Source organism: Rhodococcus spelaei (genome assembly GCF_006704125.1).
In the GTDB taxonomy this organism is placed as follows: domain Bacteria; phylum Actinomycetota; class Actinomycetes; order Mycobacteriales; family Mycobacteriaceae; genus Rhodococcus_G; species Rhodococcus_G spelaei.
In genome coordinates, this window is sequence record NZ_VIGH01000008.1 from 95,422 (window position 1) to 111,727 (window position 16,306).

Sequence of the window (16,306 nt, forward strand, 5' to 3'; positions counted from 1 at the left end):
AGCAGCACAAAACGTCGTGCTGGACACATTCGTAATGTCCCCGGAGGGTCCCCAAGTGCCGAGATCCCGCGATCACGGCAGGTCAGAGCCGTAGTCGCGGGGCCGAACACGCGAAACGGGCGCGGCACGGGAAGTCCCGTGTCGCGCCCGTTTCGTGACCTGGTGTGTTCTGGGCTAGACGCTCGCCACGCCCGGTGCCAGGAAACGCTTGCCGTTGACAGCCTCCGACGTGCCGGTCCGGTCCAGGTACGGGGTGATGCCGCCGTTCCAGAAGCCGAAGCCGCCGCCGAGGATCAGGCAGAGGTCGATGTCCTCGGCCGCCGCGACGACACCCTCGTCGAGCATGATCGCGATCTCCTGCGCGAACGCGCGCCGGGTGCGCTCGAGCACCTCCTCGGCGGTGGAGGCCTTGTCGCCCTGGGGCCACAGTGCGGCGACCTCGGGGTCGACGACCTGGCCCTCGGGACCGTAGGTCCAGACGCCGGGCTTGCGTGCCTCGACGAGGGCCTCGAGGCCGGGGGAGGACTTGAACCGCTCCGGGTACGAGGCCTGCAGGGTCTCACCGGTGTGCAGCGCGACCGCCGGGCCGACGAGGGCCAGCAGCGTGAACGGGCTCATCGGCATGCCGAGCTCGGCGATCGCGTTGTCCGCGACGTCGAACGGGGTGCCCTCGTCCACTGCCGACATGACCTCGCCGAGGGTGCGGGTGACGAGCCGGTTGAACACGAAGCCGGCCTTGTCGCCGCAGAGCACCGCGGACTTACGGAGCGACTTCGCGGTGGCGAACGCCGTCGCGAGGGTCGCGTCGTCGGTCTTGCTGCCGCGGATGATCTCGAGCAGCGGGAGCACGGCGACCGGGTTGAAGAAGTGGAACCCGACGACCCGCTCGGGGTGCTCGAGTTCGGACGCCATCTCGGTGATGGACAGCGAGGAGGTGTTGGTCGCGAGGATGGTCTCGGGCGCGATGAACTGCTCGAGCTCCGCGAAGACCTTCTTCTTGACGTCCATGTTCTCGAAGACGGCCTCGATGACGAAGTCGGTCTTGGCGAACGCGGCCTTGTCCAGCGAACCGGAGACCAACGCCTTGAGGCGGTTCGCGGCGTCCGGGGACAGCCGACCCTTGCCCTGCAGCTTGTCGATCTCGGCGTGCACGTAGCCCACGCCCTTGTCGATGCGCTCCTGGTCGATGTCGGTCAGGATCACCGGCACCTTGAGCTGCTTGACGAACAGCAGCGCGAGCTGGCTGGCCATCAGGCCGGCGCCGACGATGCCGACGCCGGAGACCTTGCGCGCCAACGACTTGTCCGGTGCGCCGGCGGGGCGCTTGGCCCGCCGGTTGACGAGGTCGAAGGCGTACAGCCCGGCGCGCAGTTCGTCGGTCATGAGCAGGTCGGCGAGAGCCTCGTCCTCGGCGGCGAAGCCGGCGTCCAGCGTCGCCGGGTCGGTGAGGTCGATGTTCCGGGCGGCCTCGAGCAGCGCGACGGTGCGCACTGCGCCGGGGGCGTTGTTCTTGGTCTTGCCGTCGACGATCGCCTTGGCTCGGGCGATGGCCTCGTCCCAGCCGGCGCCGCGGTCGATCTCCGGGCGGGCCGGGGTGACGGTGCCCGCGAGGACCTGTGCGGCCCAGGCGAGGGACTGCTCGATGAAGTCCGCGGAGCCGAGGACGACGTCGGCGATGCCGAGCGCGGCGGCCTGCTTGGCGCCGATGACCTTGCCGTTGTTGAGGGGGTTCTCGATCGCCACGGTGACAGCGTTCGACGGTCCGATCAGGTTCGGCAGCAACTGCGTTCCGCCCCAACCGGGGACGAGACCGAGCATCGCCTCGGGCAGGCCGAGGGCGCCGGCGTTGTCCGCGACGGTGCGGTAGTGGCAGTGCAGCCCGACCTCGAGGCCGCCGCCGAGCGCGACGCCGTTCACGAACGCGAACGTCGGGACCGACGACTCACGCAGGCGACGGAACACCTTGTGGCCCAGGCGACCGAGCTCGAGGCCCTGCTCGCGGCTGGTGATGGACGGCACGCCCTTGAGGTCCGCGCCTGCGGCGAAGATGAACGGCTTGCCGGTCACCGCGATCGCGGACGGGTTCGCGGCGAACGCCTCGTCGATGGCCGTGTCGAAGGCGAGCAGACCACGCGGGCCGAAGGAGTTCGGCTTGGTGTGGTCGAAGCCGTTGTCGAGGGTGATCAGAGCGACCGGGCCCTCGATACCGGGGACCGAGATGATCTTGGTGTATGCGTTCGTCACGACCTCGTCGGCGAAAGCACTTGCGATGTCAGTCATTACGCGACTCCGGCTTCGTAATCGGCGTGGAGGGGGTTCTCCCAGATGACGGTTCCGCCCATGCCGAGACCGATGCACATGGTGGTCAGGCCGTAGCGGACGTCGGGACGCTGGGCGAACTGGCGGGCGAGCTGGGTCATCAGGCGCACCCCGGAGGACGCGAGCGGGTGGCCGCACGCGATGGCGCCGCCCCACTGGTTCACGCGCGGGTCGTCGTCGGCGATGCCGAAGTGCTCGAGGAAGGCGAGCACCTGCACGGCGAACGCCTCGTTGATCTCGAACAGGCCGATGTCCTCGATCTTCAGACCGGTGCGGGCGAGCAGCTTCTCGGTCGCGGGCACCGGGCCGATGCCCATGACGGCGGGGTCGACGCCCTGGTAGGCGAAGCCGACCATGCGCATGGCGACCGGCAGACCGAGCTCCTTCGCGGTGTCCTCACCGGCGAGGATCGCGGCGGTGGCGCCGTCGTTGAGGCCCGCGGCGTTACCGGCGGTGATCCGGCCGGCCGGGCGGAACGGGGTCTTGAGTGCGGCGAGATCCTCGACGGTGGTGCCGGGGCGCGGCGGCTCGTCCTCGGTGGCCAGGCCCCAGCCCGCGGCGGAGCGGGTGGCGACCGGCACGAGGGTGTCGGCGATGAAGCCGGCCTTCTTGGCGGCCTCGTACTTGTTCTGCGACGCGACGGCGTAGGCGTCGGTGCGCTCCTTGGTGATGGTCGGGAACCGGTCGTGCAGGTTCTCGGCGGTGTTTCCCATCACCAGTGCGCTCGGGTCGACGAGCTTGTCGGCCAGGAACCGCGGGTTGGGGTCGGCGCCCTCGCCCATCGGGTGGCGGCCCATGTGCTCGACGCCGCCGGCGACGACGACGTCGTACTGGCCGAAGCCGATGCCGGACGCGGTCGTCGTGACTGCGGTCATCGCGCCGGCACACATGCGGTCGATGGCGAAGCCGGGGACGGTCTCGGGCAGGCCCGCGAGGATCGCGGAGGTGCGGCCGATGGTCAGGCCCTGGTCGCCGGTCTGGGTGGTGGCGGCGACGGCCACCTCGTCGATGCGCTCGGGCGGCAGCTGCGGGTTGCGGCGCAGCAGTTCGCGGATGGCCTTGACGACGAGGTCGTCGGCGCGGGTCTCGGCGTAGATGCCCTTGGCCCCGGCTTTGCCGAACGGGGTGCGGATGCCGTCGACGAAGACGACTCCGCGGCCCTGCTGAGTGGATGGAGACACGCTGTTCCTCCTGGTGGAGATGCTCACCGCCAACGTCCGGGGTGAGGCTCGGGTTGCCCTCGTAGCGCGCGGCCCGCGCTCGCTACCGGTCGGTAACTTACTCTACGTCAATACCGGCGGTACCGGCACTGGGGCGTCCTGCGGCAACCGGCATCCGGATGCGATGCGGCCGACCATCCGTACAGTCACGGTGTTCACGTCGTTCACGGTTTCGAGGAGGATGCTCGGGTGTTCACCAGGTACGTCGCGATCGGCGACAGTCAGAGCGAGGGACTGAACGACGGCGACGACCTCCGTGGTTATCGCGGTTGGGCGGATCGGCTGGCCGATCGGATCGCCGAGGTCAACCCCGACCTGCAGTACGCCAACCTCGCGATCCGGGGTCGGCTCGCCCGGCAGGTGCGCGAGGAGCAGTTGGCTCCCGCGCTGGCTATGGAACCGGACCTCGCGTCCGTCGTGGCCGGGGTGAACGACCTCCTGCGCCCGAAGTTCGATCCCGCGGTTGTCGCGGGGGAGCTCGAGACGATGTTCGCGGCGTTGACCGCATCGGGTGCCCGGGTGATCACGATGGCATTCCCGACTCTCGGGGCCGGGATGCCGGGCGGCGGTGCGATCATGGCGCGGATCTCGGCGCTGAACACGGAGATCCGCGCTGCCGCGGCCCGCCATGGAGTTGCGGTGATCGATCTCGAGGCGTACCCGGTGTCCACCGATCCGCGGCTGTGGAGCTGGGATCGGTTGCACCTCAACGCCGACGGACACGACCGGCTCTCCGCCGCGGCCGCCAGCGTGCTCGGGCTCCCGGACGCGGACCTGAGCTGGCAGGAGAGCTTGGGTCCGCTCCCCCCGACGACGCTGTCGGCGCGGGTGCGCGCGGATGTCGAATGGGTCGCGCGTTTCCTCGGGCCCTGGCTCGGGCGGCGGCTGCGGGGCACCTCGTCGGGAGCCGGCCGGACGGCGAAGCGGCCCGAACTGACCCCCGTGCGGTGACGGTGACGCCCGGACGGCACCGCGGTCCGTCCACTCGCCGGTCGGCATAGCCGGGACGGGCGCAGATTCTCGGCGGACACGAGTCATGGGGCCGCGAGCACGGCGGGCGGAATCCAGCGGCCGTCGAGCAGGGACTGTTCGGGCCAGTACATCCGCAGCAGCAGCGCGAAGTTGCCCGGTGGTGCGGGCAGCCAGTTGCAGAACTGTCCAGGCTGGGTGCTCGGATCCGGTTGGGCCGCTTGAATGTAGAACGTCAGTGATCCGTCCGGAGCGAAGCACGGGTCGTGGTTCTCGACCGTCGGAACCCCGAGCGCACCTCGGCCGACCGGATTCGCGAACAGCGTTCCGCCGGGCACGTTGTACAGGGTCACCGACCAGAACGCGCGGGGGTCGGCGGGCGGCATCGCACCTTTCGCGAAGTGCAGGGTGTAGTTGCGTGCTCCGCTCAGAGTCTGGCCCGTCACGTCGCTGAGGGCGCCGGCGTACACGGCGTCCGCGAAGTAGTTGGCTCCGTAGCCTCCGCGAGCGGTGGCCGCGCGGAGCAGGTACCGAGTGCCGTAGGAGCCCAGGTCGAGGGTCATGTTCCAGTTGGTGATCGTCGGGGACGTCCGCTTGGCCGCGGTGTCGACGAGTTGGTTGCCGGCCCGTGCGGCGTCCGTGAGTGCCTGGCGGGTGACGGGGTCGAGGCGGGTGATGTCGAACGGACTACCCGGGACGAGCCCGATCCGGGCGAACTCGGCAACCGCCGCGGCGTCGGCCGGCACCGGTGGATTCGACTGCCACTGCTGAGCGAACGTCGAGAAGAAAGTCCCGGCATCCATGGTGTCGATCTGCACGTAGGGCGCGGTCGTGTCCAGCCCCGGGTCGAATGCGACGTCGCTCGGCGGTCGGTAGGACGTGCCGTACTGGTGCAGCGGCGTCAATGTGTACCGGGACTGGATGTCCGCCACTGCGGCGAGGTCGGCCGGGGACCCGGTCGAGTAGGTGCGGCCGGCGATGAAGACCGTGTTGGTGGGGAAGCGGAAGACCTGGGTGAGCCCGGCCGGGAGCGGACCGGTCCAGTCCGGCCCGACGTAGGCGTAGTCGCCGGGTCCGGCGGCGGTGCGGGTGCCCGGCGAGTTCGCGATGACGTTCGTCCACGCGTCCATGGACTCCATCAGGAAGAAGCGTGAGCCCAGGTCGGGGAGGTGCAGGATGACCGGTTCTCGGCGCAGGTCGAGCCACGCGACCGAGTACGGCGTGTTCACGTTCGGCAGGACGATGTCGGTGGGGCCGGGGACCGGTACGCCGTTGTTCGAGAACTGATTGACCGGCGCACGGCCCTGCGTCGTCGTCGAGTTCGGCACGTTGGTCGCGACCCGTTCGGTCACACCCGTCATGACGAGGGGGTAGGCGTAGGTGTACGCCCGGATCCCGATCGCAAAGCAGGTGGCGTAGTCGCCGCACGGGGCTGCTGGTTGCGCTGTGGCGGGTGAGGCAGCCATGAGGAGTGCCACGACGCCGGATATCACCCAGGCGCCGTGCTGGAAGATTCGGTGGAGACCGTGCCTGTGATCCTGTGTGCCCATGTCGCCTCCAGGTCAACGGCACCCATTCTAGAACCAGGCACCACGCGACGGGTCGGCATTGTGAGGTGGAGAGCTCGTGAGCGCGAGGCGCGGTGACTCGGAACGGCCGTCGGCTCAGAACGGTGGCGGATCGTCGGCGTCTACAGGGGTGCCGGCGTCAGTGTTCGGCGCAGCGCGGGGTGGTCTGCGGTGGCTGGTGAGGGTCGGTGCGGGGGAGGCCGGGTCGGGGTGGCCGTGCGCGGTGGCGGGGAGAGTGACGGCGCGGGTGCCCGTAGTGGTGGAGGTCCAGAGCAGCGCGTGGCCGGTGGTCGCGGGGTTGCCGAGCGCGGTGGCGGTCCAGAAACCGAGGGTCTTGAGTTGGTGATGGAACGCGCAGAGGCATTGGAGGTTGGTGACGACGGTCCAGCCGCCGCGGATCGGGTCCCACTGGCGGAATTCGACGATGTGGTCGAGTTGGCATCCGGTCGCGGGTCGCTGGCAGCCCGGGAACCTGCAGTGGCCGTCGCGGGCGCGGACGAGTGCGGCGGTGGCGGCGTCGGGTCGGTAGGTCAGCGCGCCGGGGGGTGGTGTGAGAAGCCCGCCGTGTCCTTCGCGGATTCCGGTGACGAGCCCAGGGTCGGCATCGACGGCGGCGAGGATGGCGTCGGCGATGGTGCCGACGCTGGCCGGTACCGCGGATGTGACTGCGGCCGGCGGCGCCACGATGGGTGGGAGGTATCCGGCGCGGCGGCGACTGCCTCGGGTGAGGAACGCGCGCACGCTGAATTGCGGTCTCGAACTGGTCGCGGCGGCTGCCAACGCCGGGGTGTCCACGCGCGTGCTGTCGTTGTCGTGGTTGTCGTGGTTGTCATGGCGGTCGTTGGGGTCGACGGCCACGGTCGGTTCGGTGTCGCCTGCGTTGCCTCCTGCAGAGGCGTCGCTGTTGTTGATGAGGCCGAGGTGTTCTGCGAGCTCGAGGGTTTCGGTGAGCAGCATCTGCCAGGTGCCGTCGGCGGCGAGTCTGTGTGCGAGATCTGGGGTTATGGGCCCGTGGCCGTGGAGGTAAGCGGGTTCGGAGAGCAGGCCGAGCAGGGTTTCGACGGTGATGGTGATCTGGGTGAGGGGTGTGCGTCGACCGGGGATGCCGTCGGGCCCGGTGGCGGTGCAGTCGTCGCGGCCGCATCCGCAGGTGAGGTGGCGTTCGCCGTGGACGAGGGCGAGGACGGTGTCGACGAGGGCGGTCTGGCGGCCGCGGTGGTCATGGGGGCAGAGGGTGGCGGCAATTTCGGTCAGCACCTGCATGATCTGTTCGGCTTCGTCGGGAGAGAGGCCGACCTCGATGCTGGACCACGTGCCGCGGGAGCGTTTGACGACCTTGCGGGCTTGGCGGAGGTCTTCGTCGCGGGCGGCGGCGGCCTCGTCGGGGGCGCGGAGCGTGATCAGTCGGGTGATGTCGGCGGCGAGGGGCCCCGGGGTCAGGTGGCGGGCGGCGGCAACGACCTCGGGTTCGAGTTCGGCGAGGGTGCCTGGTGTCAGCGAAGTGGTTTCGCGGCAGATGACCCGGACCCGGGCGAGGTCGAGGTCGCCGGCCTCGAACCGGTGCCGTGTTTCGGGTAGGCGGAGCCTGAGGTCCATGCCGATCTCGGCGTAGGTCTGGGCCATCGTCCGGGAGCAGCCGAGGCGGACGGAAATCTCTGCGATGGCGCCGTTGCCGCAGTCGACGATGTCGCCGGAGCCGAGCCGGACGTCGCGTTCGATCCAGTTCTCCCAGAGACGCGCGGCCCAGATGATCTTGCGGGCGGCGGCGCGGTTCTCGTCGCGGGCGTACTCGCTGATCGCGGTGAGAGTGGTGGTGTCAGAGAGAATTTCGGCGACGGCGCCTTCGATCCGTGAGTCCATTTCGGCGATCGCGTGGTCGCTGTGGACAGTCGTACGGAGGGGGTCGGGGTCGATGGTCACGTCGGTGAACACACGCCAGGACGACCCCTGCCCGGCGCGGGCAGTGGTGGCGCCTCGACCACGTGACTCGAACATGTGTACGAGTTTAGGTGGTACCTCTGACAGATTTGGCGTTACGGGTGAAATCGGATCTGTCGGGCAGCAGGGACCGGCGTCGCGGTCCCGCTGCCCGACCGCCCTGTCAGACCAGCGCGCGACCGGTGCGGATGCGCCACCGCAGGTCGGCCATCAGGAAGTTGTACGGGAACTCGCGGAGAACGCTCGGCAAGCGCCGGTTGACGGTGGCGATCACCTTCGTCATCCGATCGAATCGGCGCTGATCCCGACTCGTCCAGGTGTAGTGCATCTGGTCCCGGAACTCCTGTGGCAGAAAGCCTTTCGTGATGAACAGGTTGAGTGGTCCGAGTAGCTTCGCGAGGACCGGGTGGGCGAAGCCGGCGCGGGCGATGATGTCGAGGTGCTCGCGAACGGCGTCGTCGATGGACACCTTCTTCATCGCGTCGGTCCAGTACTCCTCGAACGCGTCCCGGTTCTCGGGCCACATCTCCTGCTTGACCTGAAGGGTGGTGCCGAACACTGCGCCACGCTGGTAGTAGTACTCGCGCTCGGCGGGGCCGTACTCTCCGCGCAGAACGCGGTGGGTGTCCTCGAAGCCGCGGTAGATGCAGGCCGCGACCCACAGTTGGAGTTCCGGGTCGAACGCGTTGTACTGCACCGGGCTCTCGTCGGTGGAGCGGACCTGGGCGTGTGCGCGATTGACGCCGCGACGGAAGAGTCGCTTCTCCTCGTCGGTGCCCATCGCCGCGACCGCGAGGTAGGCGAGTGTGGTCCGGCTGCGTTTGATCGGGTGGTCGAACAGGCGACCGGACTCCACCTTGCTCTCCATGACTCCGTACCCGACGCCGGGCCACGAGAGCTGCATGATGACGTTCGCCGCGCCGGCCATCAGGGACACGCCGTCGACCTGGGCGAGCACGGGTCCGCCGTCGATTGCCCGCACTGTGCGGCTCCCGTTGGACGCGTCGCGATCGGATGTGGACTCGGTCGAATTGCTGTTCGTCGCGTCGCCGTCAGTCTGCGGTACCACCGACATCTGCCCCTCCGGATTCCTCGTTCTGCACTCCCCGGCTTATCTGAACACGACCGTACTCACATATATGTGCGCCGTCCAGGGGTCGGTGCGAGGATGTTTCCATGTCGTCGGAGCGGGTCTACGCGGGGATGGAGGGTGATCAGCGGCGCGCCGAGCGCCGGGCGCAGTTGATCGAGGCGGGCCTGGATCTGCTCGGTGACGGCTCCTCGGGCGCAGCCTCGGGTCATGGGCGCAGCGAGGTGAGCCTGTCGGTCCGCGGAGTCTGCAAGCACGCCGGACTGGCGACGCGCTACTTCTACGAGAACTTCGACGACCGCGATGCGTTGGTGGTCGCCGTGTACGACCATGCGGTCGAGCGGATCGCCGAGGGCACGCTCCGGGCGGTCGCGCAGGCGCCGCGGAGTGAACGTGAGGTGGTCCGCGCCGGCGTCGCCCACATCGTCCGCGCCGTCACCGAGGATCCGCGCCTCGGCCGGCTCGTCTTCTCCGGACCGGTGAATTCGGTACTGGCGCAGCGTCGTCTGGAGTCGGCCCGGATGTTCGCGGGGCTGACTACCGCCCAGGCGGCTGACTTCTACGAGCTGCCCGCGGGTCCGCACGTCGACGTGGTCGCGCACTTCGTCGTCGGCGGACTGGCCCAGGTGCTGACGGCCTGGCTGGACGGAACGGTCGACACCGAGGAGAGCGACCTCGTGGAGCGGTGCACCGAGCTGATGATCGCGGCCGCGGGCGTCCGCTAGGAATCGCCGGGCCGCCCGGTCACTTCGCGGCCAGGGCTCCCGCCAGGACCGTTCCGGTGAGCTGACGCTGCCACGGCCGGGCCCCGCCGTCGGCGAGGATGCGCTCGATCGCGGCGGCCAGCTCGGCCTCGCTCTCGCCGGCATGGTCGGCCGGGACGAAGTCCCAGCACAACCGGCGCACAAGGTCGGGGGTGAGCAGATTCTCCACCGGCACGTGCACCTCCTCGCTGAGTGTCGTCATCGCCGCCCGTGCGGCGGCCAGACGGTCGGCGGCCTCGGGGTGCCTGCGCGACCACCGGTTGATCGGCGGCGGGCCGGTGAACGGCTGGGTCAGCGGCGGCAGCTCCGAATCGGGCAGTGCGCGGGCGCGTTCGAGGGCGTCGAGCCATTGCCGGGAACTGCGACGCTGCCGCGGGCCGCCGAAGACGGGCAGCGCACGCAGGGCGTCGATCGACTTCGGGTCGGCGCTCGCTGCCGCGACGATCGCGGAGTCGGGCAGCACCCGGCCGGGCGCGATGTCGCGCTTGCGCGCCACGGCGTCGCGGGCCTGCCAGAGCTCGCGGACCGCGGCCAGGGCGCGGGGTGTCTTGAGTGAATGGATCTGAGAGGTGCGCCGCCAGCGGTCGGGCTTCGGCTTGGGCGGACCGGCAAGTCGAATGTGCTCGAATTCCTGTGCGGCCCAGTCGGTCTTGCCCTGCGACTCGAGTACATCCGCCATCGCGGCACGCAACTCCAGCAGCACCTCGACGTCGAGTGCCGCGTAGTTCAGCCAGGACTCGGGCAGCGGACGGCTCGACCAGTCGGCGGCGCCGTGGCCCTTCTTCAGCTCCAGGCCGAGCATCCGTTCGACGATCGCGGCCAGCCCGACCCGGTCGAAGCCGGCAAGTCGACCCGCGAGCTCGGTGTCGTAGAGCGCGGCCGGGCGCAGCCCGAGCTCGTCGAGCCCCGGCAGGTCCTGGTCGGCGGAGTGCAGTACCCACTCGAGCGGATTGATCACCTCGGCGAGCGGCGCGAGGTCGCCGGCGACCGGGATCGGGTCGATCAGGACGGTGCCCGCCCCGGCGCGGCGGAACTGCAGCAGGTACGCGCGGTTCGAGTACCGAAAGCCCGACGCGCGTTCGGCGTCGACGGCGAGGGGACCGGTGCCCCCGGCAAGTCGTTCGACCGCGTCGCCGAGCAGACGGCTGTTGTCGACGACCTCGGGCAGTCCGTCGGCCGGGGTGAGGAGCGGTTCGGCCGTGTGCGCGGGCACCTGGTCGCTGACGTCAGACATGAACAGTGACTTTACGGCTCGTGGCCGTCAGCGCGTCGCACCTCACGTCCGGCAGGCGCGCCGACGGCGGCCGGCGGCGGGTGGCGCGCACGTTCATGCACGCCGAAGGCCCGATTAGGGTAGAACGGGTTTCAGTTTTTTCGCTGTCGCTGCAGAGAGGAGGGTGTCCGTCGTGAAGCTTGCGACCGTGGCCCCAGTGGGGTCGGTGCCGCCCGGCTCGATGGTGGAGCTGCCCGGCCGCGGCAGCACCTACGTCATCGACACCGGACCCGTCCCGGCAGGGGTTCGGGGACAGCGGCCGACGCTTCTGCTCCTGCACGCGTTGGCCTGCACCGGCGCCCTGACCTGGTATCCGGCCATCGAGCAGCTCGCCGCCAAGGCCCGCGTCGTGGTCCTCGACCAGCGCTGGCACGGTCGCGGCATCCGCTCCGACCGGTTCACGCTGGAGGACTGCGCCGACGACGCGACGGCGCTCGCCGACGTGCTCGGCATCGACCGGTTCGTGGTGGTCGGCTACTCGATGGGCTCGCTGGTCGCCCAGCTCACCGCCCGCGCCCACCCGGACCGGGTCGCGGGGATGGTGCTGTGCGCGGGGACCACCAGCTTCCGCCGCGGGGCACGCGAGCGGATCGCGCTCGATGCGCTCAACGCGTCGATGGGCGCCCTCAAGCCCGGCGCCGGCCCGATGCCCGCCGACGCCGAGACCCGACCCGCACGCGACCGAACCGGGCCGGATGCGCGCAGCCGCACTGAGTCGGATGCGCGCAGCCGCGCTGAGTCGGATGCGCGCAGCCGCGCGTGGGCCCTCGGGCAGTTCCGCTCGACCGCTCCCGGCGCCGTCGGCCGGGCGGTCGCCGAGATCGGCAAGTTCGACTCGTCGTCGTGGATTGCCGATCTCGACGTGCCCACCTCGGTGGTGGTCACCACGAAGGACCTGATCATCCCGCCGCGGCGGCAGCGCTGGATGGCCCGGCAGATCGCCGGGGCCTCGACCTACGAGGTGGCGTCCGGGCACGCCTCCTGCGTGCTCGAGGCCGACACGTTCATTTCGGGTCTGCTGCCCGCGTGCGCTTCCGTGTCTTCGCGCGCGCTGCCTTGACCAGTTCGTCGAGCGCCGGGCCGAACGCGTCGGCGAGGTCCCACAATTCGGGCGCGAGCTCGCGGCAGGACACCAGACCGACGTTGAGCGTGCCGTCGAGCGACATCACTGTCACGTTGAGGCCGGCGCCGTGGAAGATCGGTCCCAGCGGGTACATGGCCTTGATCTGCGCGCCCAGGAAGTACAGCCGCACCGGCGGACCGGGCACGTTGGAGACCACCAGGTTGTGCACGACGGGGTGACGCTCGGCGAGCTTGAGCGACGAGTACAGCCGCATCGCGCCGCCGAACGCGGTGGGTGCGGCGAACTGCGACCAGTCCTGCAGCATGCTCGCGCCGAGGTCGGCGTTGTGCGACTTGACCATCGTGTTGTGTACGTTGGCCGCCATCAGCCGCTCGACCGGGTCCGCGATCTGGGTGCCGAGCTGGGTGAACATCCCCGAGATCTGGTTGGTGCCCGGGCGGTCGGAGGTCTCGTGCACGGACACCGGCACCATCGCCACCAGAGACGACTCCGGCAGTTCGTCGCGGTCGGCGAGGTAGCGGCGCAGCGCGCCGGCGACGGTCGCGAGGACCACGTCGTTGACCTTGACGTCGAAGGCGTTCTTGACCACCTTCACCTTCTCGAGGTCGAGTTGCGAGTAGGCGATGTTGCGGTGGCCGGTGATGGCGCCGTTGAGTGAGGTGCGCGGTGCCGTGAACGGGGCGGGCATCGCCTCACCGCGCCGGGCGCGGCGAATCCACTTGGGCAGCAACGCGACTCCGCTGGGGAGAATCTTGGCGACCTTGAGCGGTCGGGTGGCGAACCCGACCAGTCCGCCGAGAGCGAGGTCGAGGGTGTTGCCGCGGCCGACCTCGCGCTGGTCCGGGTCGGGATCCGGGCGCGGGGCGTCCGGGGTCAAGCTGCACAGCTGCGCCATCATGCTCGCGCCGGTGACGCCGTCGACATTGGCGTGGTGCATCTTCGACATGATCGCGACCGAGCCGTCGTCGAGGCCCTCGATCACCCACATCTCCCACAGCGGGATGGTGCGGTCCATCCGCTGGCTCGCGATGTGACCGCACAGCTCGGCGAGCTCCTTGCGTCCACCGGGGGCGGGCACCGCAATCCGGTGCAGGTGACGGTCGATGTCGAAGTCGGAGTCGTCCACCCAGACCGGATGGTCGAGGTTGAGTTTCGAGTCGAAGAGTTTGCGTCGGAAGCCCGGCATGCCGCGCACGCGGGCGGACAGTTCGGCCTCCAGGGCGGCGAAGTCGTACCCCCCGGGGATGGTGGAGACGTCCAGAACGATCAGCCCGCACACATGCAGCAACTGCGTCGGAGTCTCGAGGTAGAGGAACGTGGAATCCAGACCGCTTAGTCTCTCCATGGCAACAATGTTAGAACGTGTTCTAAATTGGAGGCAGCGGATTCGGGCCGCCGAATCCCGTTTCCCGTAGTGAGAGGCACCACATGTCGCAAGGATTCCTGGTCAGACAGGTGCTGAACGCCGCCCTCACCGCCAACGCGCTGCGCCCCGTGCCGGGTATGCCCGCTTCGGTCGCGGCCTTCTTCGCGGGCTGGCTCACCTCGGAGCTGGCGCCCCAGCAACTCGGGGCAACTGTCGTCGACGCCGCCGTCCACGTGGCCCGCCGCGGCGCCCGCACCCCGGCCGACCGGGTCGGGCTGGCGCTGGCCGCGGCCTCCGCCGCCGGTCTGACGGCAAACATCGTGGCGTCGCGGCGGGCGGGCAGCGAGGTGTCGGCCGCGCTCGCGGAGATCGGCGTGGACGATCCCGGCGCGGGCCGTCCGCTCGACTGGCGCTCGGCGGCGCGTCCCTTCCAGATGCGGCGGTCCGGGGTACGTCGTGTGCGCAACCTCGAGTACGCGCCCGGCGGCAAGCGGTTCTGGGTGGACGTCTACCACCACCGGGACACCCCGCCGAACGCGCCGATGCTGCTGCAGATCCACGGCGGGGGCTGGGTGGTCGGCAGCAAGGACCACCAGGGGCTGCCGCTGATGGTGGAGATGGCGGCCCGCGGTTGGGTGTGCGCGGCGGTCAACTACCCGCTCTCCCCGCGCGCGAAGTGGCCGGCGCACCTGGTCGCGATCAAGCGGGCTGTCGGCTGGATGCGGGAGAACGCGACGCGGTTCGGCGGCGATCCTGGCTTCCTCACGGTGACCGGCGGTTCGGCGGGCGGGCACCTCGCCGCGATGGTCGCGTTGACCGCGAACGACCCGGCACTGCAGCCGGGCTTCGAGGAGGTCGACACGGCGGTACAGGCCTGCGTCCCGTTCTACGGCGCTTACGACTTCACCGGCGAGTCCGAGATCAAGGCGGTGCGCCAGCGCATCGAGTCCGGACTGACGGAGATGATCTTCGGGAAGGACGCCACGGTCCCCGACGACTACCTGGCCGCGTCGCCGTTGGCGAAGCTGCGGGCGGACGCGCCGCCGTTCCTGGTGATCCACGGCACCAACGACACCCTCATTCCGGTCGCCGAGGCACGGGTGTTCGTCGAGCGGCTGCGGGCGGTGTCCGCGAATCCGGTCGCGTACGCGGAGCTGCGCGGCGCCCAGCACGCCTTCGACATCTTCCACTCGATCCGCAGCGACCAGGTGACCCGCGGCGTCGCCGCGTTCCTCGAGGCGGTGCGGGCCGGGACGGTCGGCGCGGCGGTGCGTCCGGTCAGCGACCCAGCGGAGTGATCCCGGCCGGCGGCAGGCCCGCCGCGTAGGCGAGTACCTCGCAGAACGCCTCCACGTGGCCCGCGAGGGCGGTGGTCTTGGCGGTCCACGACGCGCGCATCTCGAGCTGGTGGGCGCGCGGGGGACCGGCGATGTCGCCGTAGCGCACCGAGCTGGTCGCGGTGACGGTCCCGCCGAGCGCGGTCAGCGGTTCGTGATGCGCTTCGAGCGCGTCGACCAACCAGCTCCAGGCAACCTCCGGCAGCAGCGGGTCCGCGGCCAGGTCCTCGTCGAGGTCGGCCTGGATGTAGGCGACCAGTCGCATGGTGCCGTTCCAGGCCTCGTCGCCCGCCGGGTCGTAGAGCAGGATCAGCCGGCCGAACGCGTCGCCCTCGGACTCCTCGGAGACGACGTCGGTGTCGGCGTGACGGACTTCGGCACCGATCGCGTAGCTGTACGGCGCGAGGCGCTGCGGCGGACGGATCGGACCGATCTCGATCTGCGGGTGAACCGAGGCCGTGTGCATCGAATCGATGGCGCTGCGGAACGGCGCAGGTTCGGCGGAGGATCCCGACATGGTCACACCGCGGACGGTAGACCGGCGCCGATGGTCGTCGGTGGAGGCGCGCCGGTTCTAGCGGCACGTCCCGCCGACATCCGCGGTGACCGGGCCTTCTCGTGCATCGCTCTCGTCTTGGGCATCATGAACAGTGTGGACCAGCTGCTGCAGTTCCTGTCGCACTCGTGGTGGCTGATCTTTGTCTTCGGGGGCAGTATCGGCGGCGCGGTGAAGGCGATCAGCTCGGCCAACCAGCGGCGTGTCGAGCGGCGCCAGGAGCGCTACCGGCTCAAGCAGCAGACCAAGATCGCGGTGGCGCAAGCCAAGGCGCAACACCACACCGATGAACAGACGCAGCGCCGCGACATCGCCAAGACTGTCGACGAGCACGACCAGACCGATGCGCGGTGGTTCGGCTACGAGATGAGTCTCGTGGCTGCTCGACTTCCCGATGATGACCGATCTGCGCGAACCTCTGACGGTCGAGTTCCACCGGGCGAAGCGGCGTGCGGACCTGCTTCGGCCGGCGGATGCGGAATCGTTGGTGGGCGACCACGAGGCGCAGGTCGAGTACCGCGACGCGGTGCACGCCTACGCCATCGCCTTCGACGTCGCCGAAGCAGAAGCGAAGCGACGGCGCCGAAGCGGATTCACCGCCGTCGAGCAGGAGCGGCTGGTCCGTGCCCAGAGCTTGCTGCGGCTGGCGATGGACGCCGCGGCCACCCCGCAGGAGCGCCAGAGTGCCTATGCGAAGGCGCGCAAGGCCCTCGACGGTCTGATCGTGCTCCCGGCCGGCGCACGAGCGCAGCTCGAGCATCAGATCGCCGGTCAGATCGGTGCCTGAGGCACCGTGCGGCCGGTGCGCAGGCACCAGCCCCG

General features: G+C 69.9%; 12 protein-coding genes and 1 pseudogene. 5 read left to right on the forward strand and 8 right to left on the reverse strand.

The features are described from left to right. Positions 1-174: 174 nt before the first annotated feature. Complete coding sequence (locus FK531_RS17435) at positions 175-2,280, reverse strand: 3-hydroxyacyl-CoA dehydrogenase NAD-binding domain-containing protein (protein ID WP_142101584.1); 2,106 nt, start codon at positions 2,278-2,280, stop codon at positions 175-177. Beyond that, positions 2,280-3,500: a thiolase family protein gene (locus FK531_RS17440; protein WP_142101586.1), complete on the reverse strand. Its 1,221-nt coding sequence runs from the start codon at positions 3,498-3,500 to the stop codon at positions 2,280-2,282. Before FK531_RS17440 ends, FK531_RS17435 begins: the two co-directional genes overlap by 1 nt. 228 nt (positions 3,501-3,728) lie before the next feature. Between FK531_RS17440 and FK531_RS17445 the strand changes: the two genes are divergently transcribed. Further along, positions 3,729-4,490 carry an SGNH/GDSL hydrolase family protein gene (locus FK531_RS17445; RefSeq protein ID WP_142101588.1) on the forward strand — a complete coding sequence of 254 codons (762 nt, stop codon included), beginning with the start codon at positions 3,729-3,731 and terminating at the stop codon, positions 4,488-4,490. 83 nt (positions 4,491-4,573) lie between these two features. Here the strand turns inward: FK531_RS17445 and FK531_RS17450 are convergent, their stop codons facing one another. From FK531_RS17450 to FK531_RS17460, 3 genes are all read right to left on the reverse strand, one after another. Continuing rightward, positions 4,574-5,869, reverse strand: a complete 1,296-nt coding sequence (locus tag FK531_RS17450) for a DUF1254 domain-containing protein (RefSeq protein ID WP_181763004.1) — start codon at positions 5,867-5,869, stop codon at positions 4,574-4,576. A gap of 303 nt (positions 5,870-6,172) precedes the next feature. Continuing rightward, entirely contained in the window at positions 6,173-8,071 is a 1,899-nt protein-coding gene (locus FK531_RS17455) for an HNH endonuclease signature motif containing protein (protein ID WP_142101593.1), read from the reverse strand. 106 nt (positions 8,072-8,177) lie between these two features. After that, a complete protein-coding gene (locus FK531_RS17460) occupies positions 8,178-8,942 on the reverse strand; it encodes an oxygenase MpaB family protein (RefSeq protein WP_142101964.1) in 765 nt (254 codons plus the stop codon). Between the two features lie 248 nt (positions 8,943-9,190). Between FK531_RS17460 and FK531_RS17465 the strand changes: the two genes are divergently transcribed. After that, positions 9,191-9,829 carry a TetR/AcrR family transcriptional regulator gene (locus FK531_RS17465; RefSeq protein WP_142101595.1) on the forward strand — a complete coding sequence of 213 codons (639 nt, stop codon included), beginning with the start codon at positions 9,191-9,193 and terminating at the stop codon, positions 9,827-9,829. A gap of 19 nt (positions 9,830-9,848) precedes the next feature. On the opposite strand, the gene FK531_RS17470 is transcribed toward FK531_RS17465, so the two are convergent. Then, complete coding sequence (locus tag FK531_RS17470; protein ID WP_142101597.1) at positions 9,849-11,102, reverse strand: ribonuclease D; 1,254 nt, start codon at positions 11,100-11,102, stop codon at positions 9,849-9,851. Positions 11,103-11,274: 172 nt separating this feature from the next. Between FK531_RS17470 and FK531_RS17475 the strand changes: the two genes are divergently transcribed. After that, on the forward strand, positions 11,275-12,201 hold the full coding sequence (locus FK531_RS17475) for an alpha/beta fold hydrolase (RefSeq protein ID WP_246098234.1): 927 nt from the start codon (positions 11,275-11,277) through the stop codon (positions 12,199-12,201). Here the strand turns inward: FK531_RS17475 and FK531_RS17480 are convergent. Then, the gene (locus FK531_RS17480) at positions 12,146-13,570 is read right to left on the reverse strand and encodes a WS/DGAT/MGAT family O-acyltransferase (RefSeq protein ID WP_142101599.1); all 1,425 of its coding nucleotides are present in this window, start codon (positions 13,568-13,570) and stop codon (positions 12,146-12,148) included. The genes FK531_RS17475 and FK531_RS17480 overlap by 56 nt on opposite strands. A 110-nt stretch (positions 13,571-13,680) precedes the next feature. On the opposite strand from FK531_RS17480, the gene FK531_RS17485 reads away from it, so the two are divergent. Next, positions 13,681-14,889 (forward strand): alpha/beta hydrolase, encoded by a 1,209-nt coding sequence (locus tag FK531_RS17485; RefSeq protein WP_246098235.1) that lies wholly within the window; start codon positions 13,681-13,683, stop codon positions 14,887-14,889. Here FK531_RS17485 and FK531_RS17490 read toward each other — a convergent pair. Further along, on the reverse strand, positions 14,870-15,445 hold the full coding sequence (locus tag FK531_RS17490) for a DUF3000 domain-containing protein (protein ID WP_181763019.1): 576 nt from the start codon (positions 15,443-15,445) through the stop codon (positions 14,870-14,872). The two genes, FK531_RS17485 and FK531_RS17490, sit on opposite strands and share 20 nt — an antisense overlap. Before the next feature lie 126 nt (positions 15,446-15,571). Here FK531_RS17490 and FK531_RS17495 point away from each other — a divergent pair. Next, positions 15,572-16,271 (forward strand): annotated as a pseudogene (locus FK531_RS17495) (hypothetical protein). The last annotated feature ends 35 nt before the right edge of the window (positions 16,272-16,306 follow it).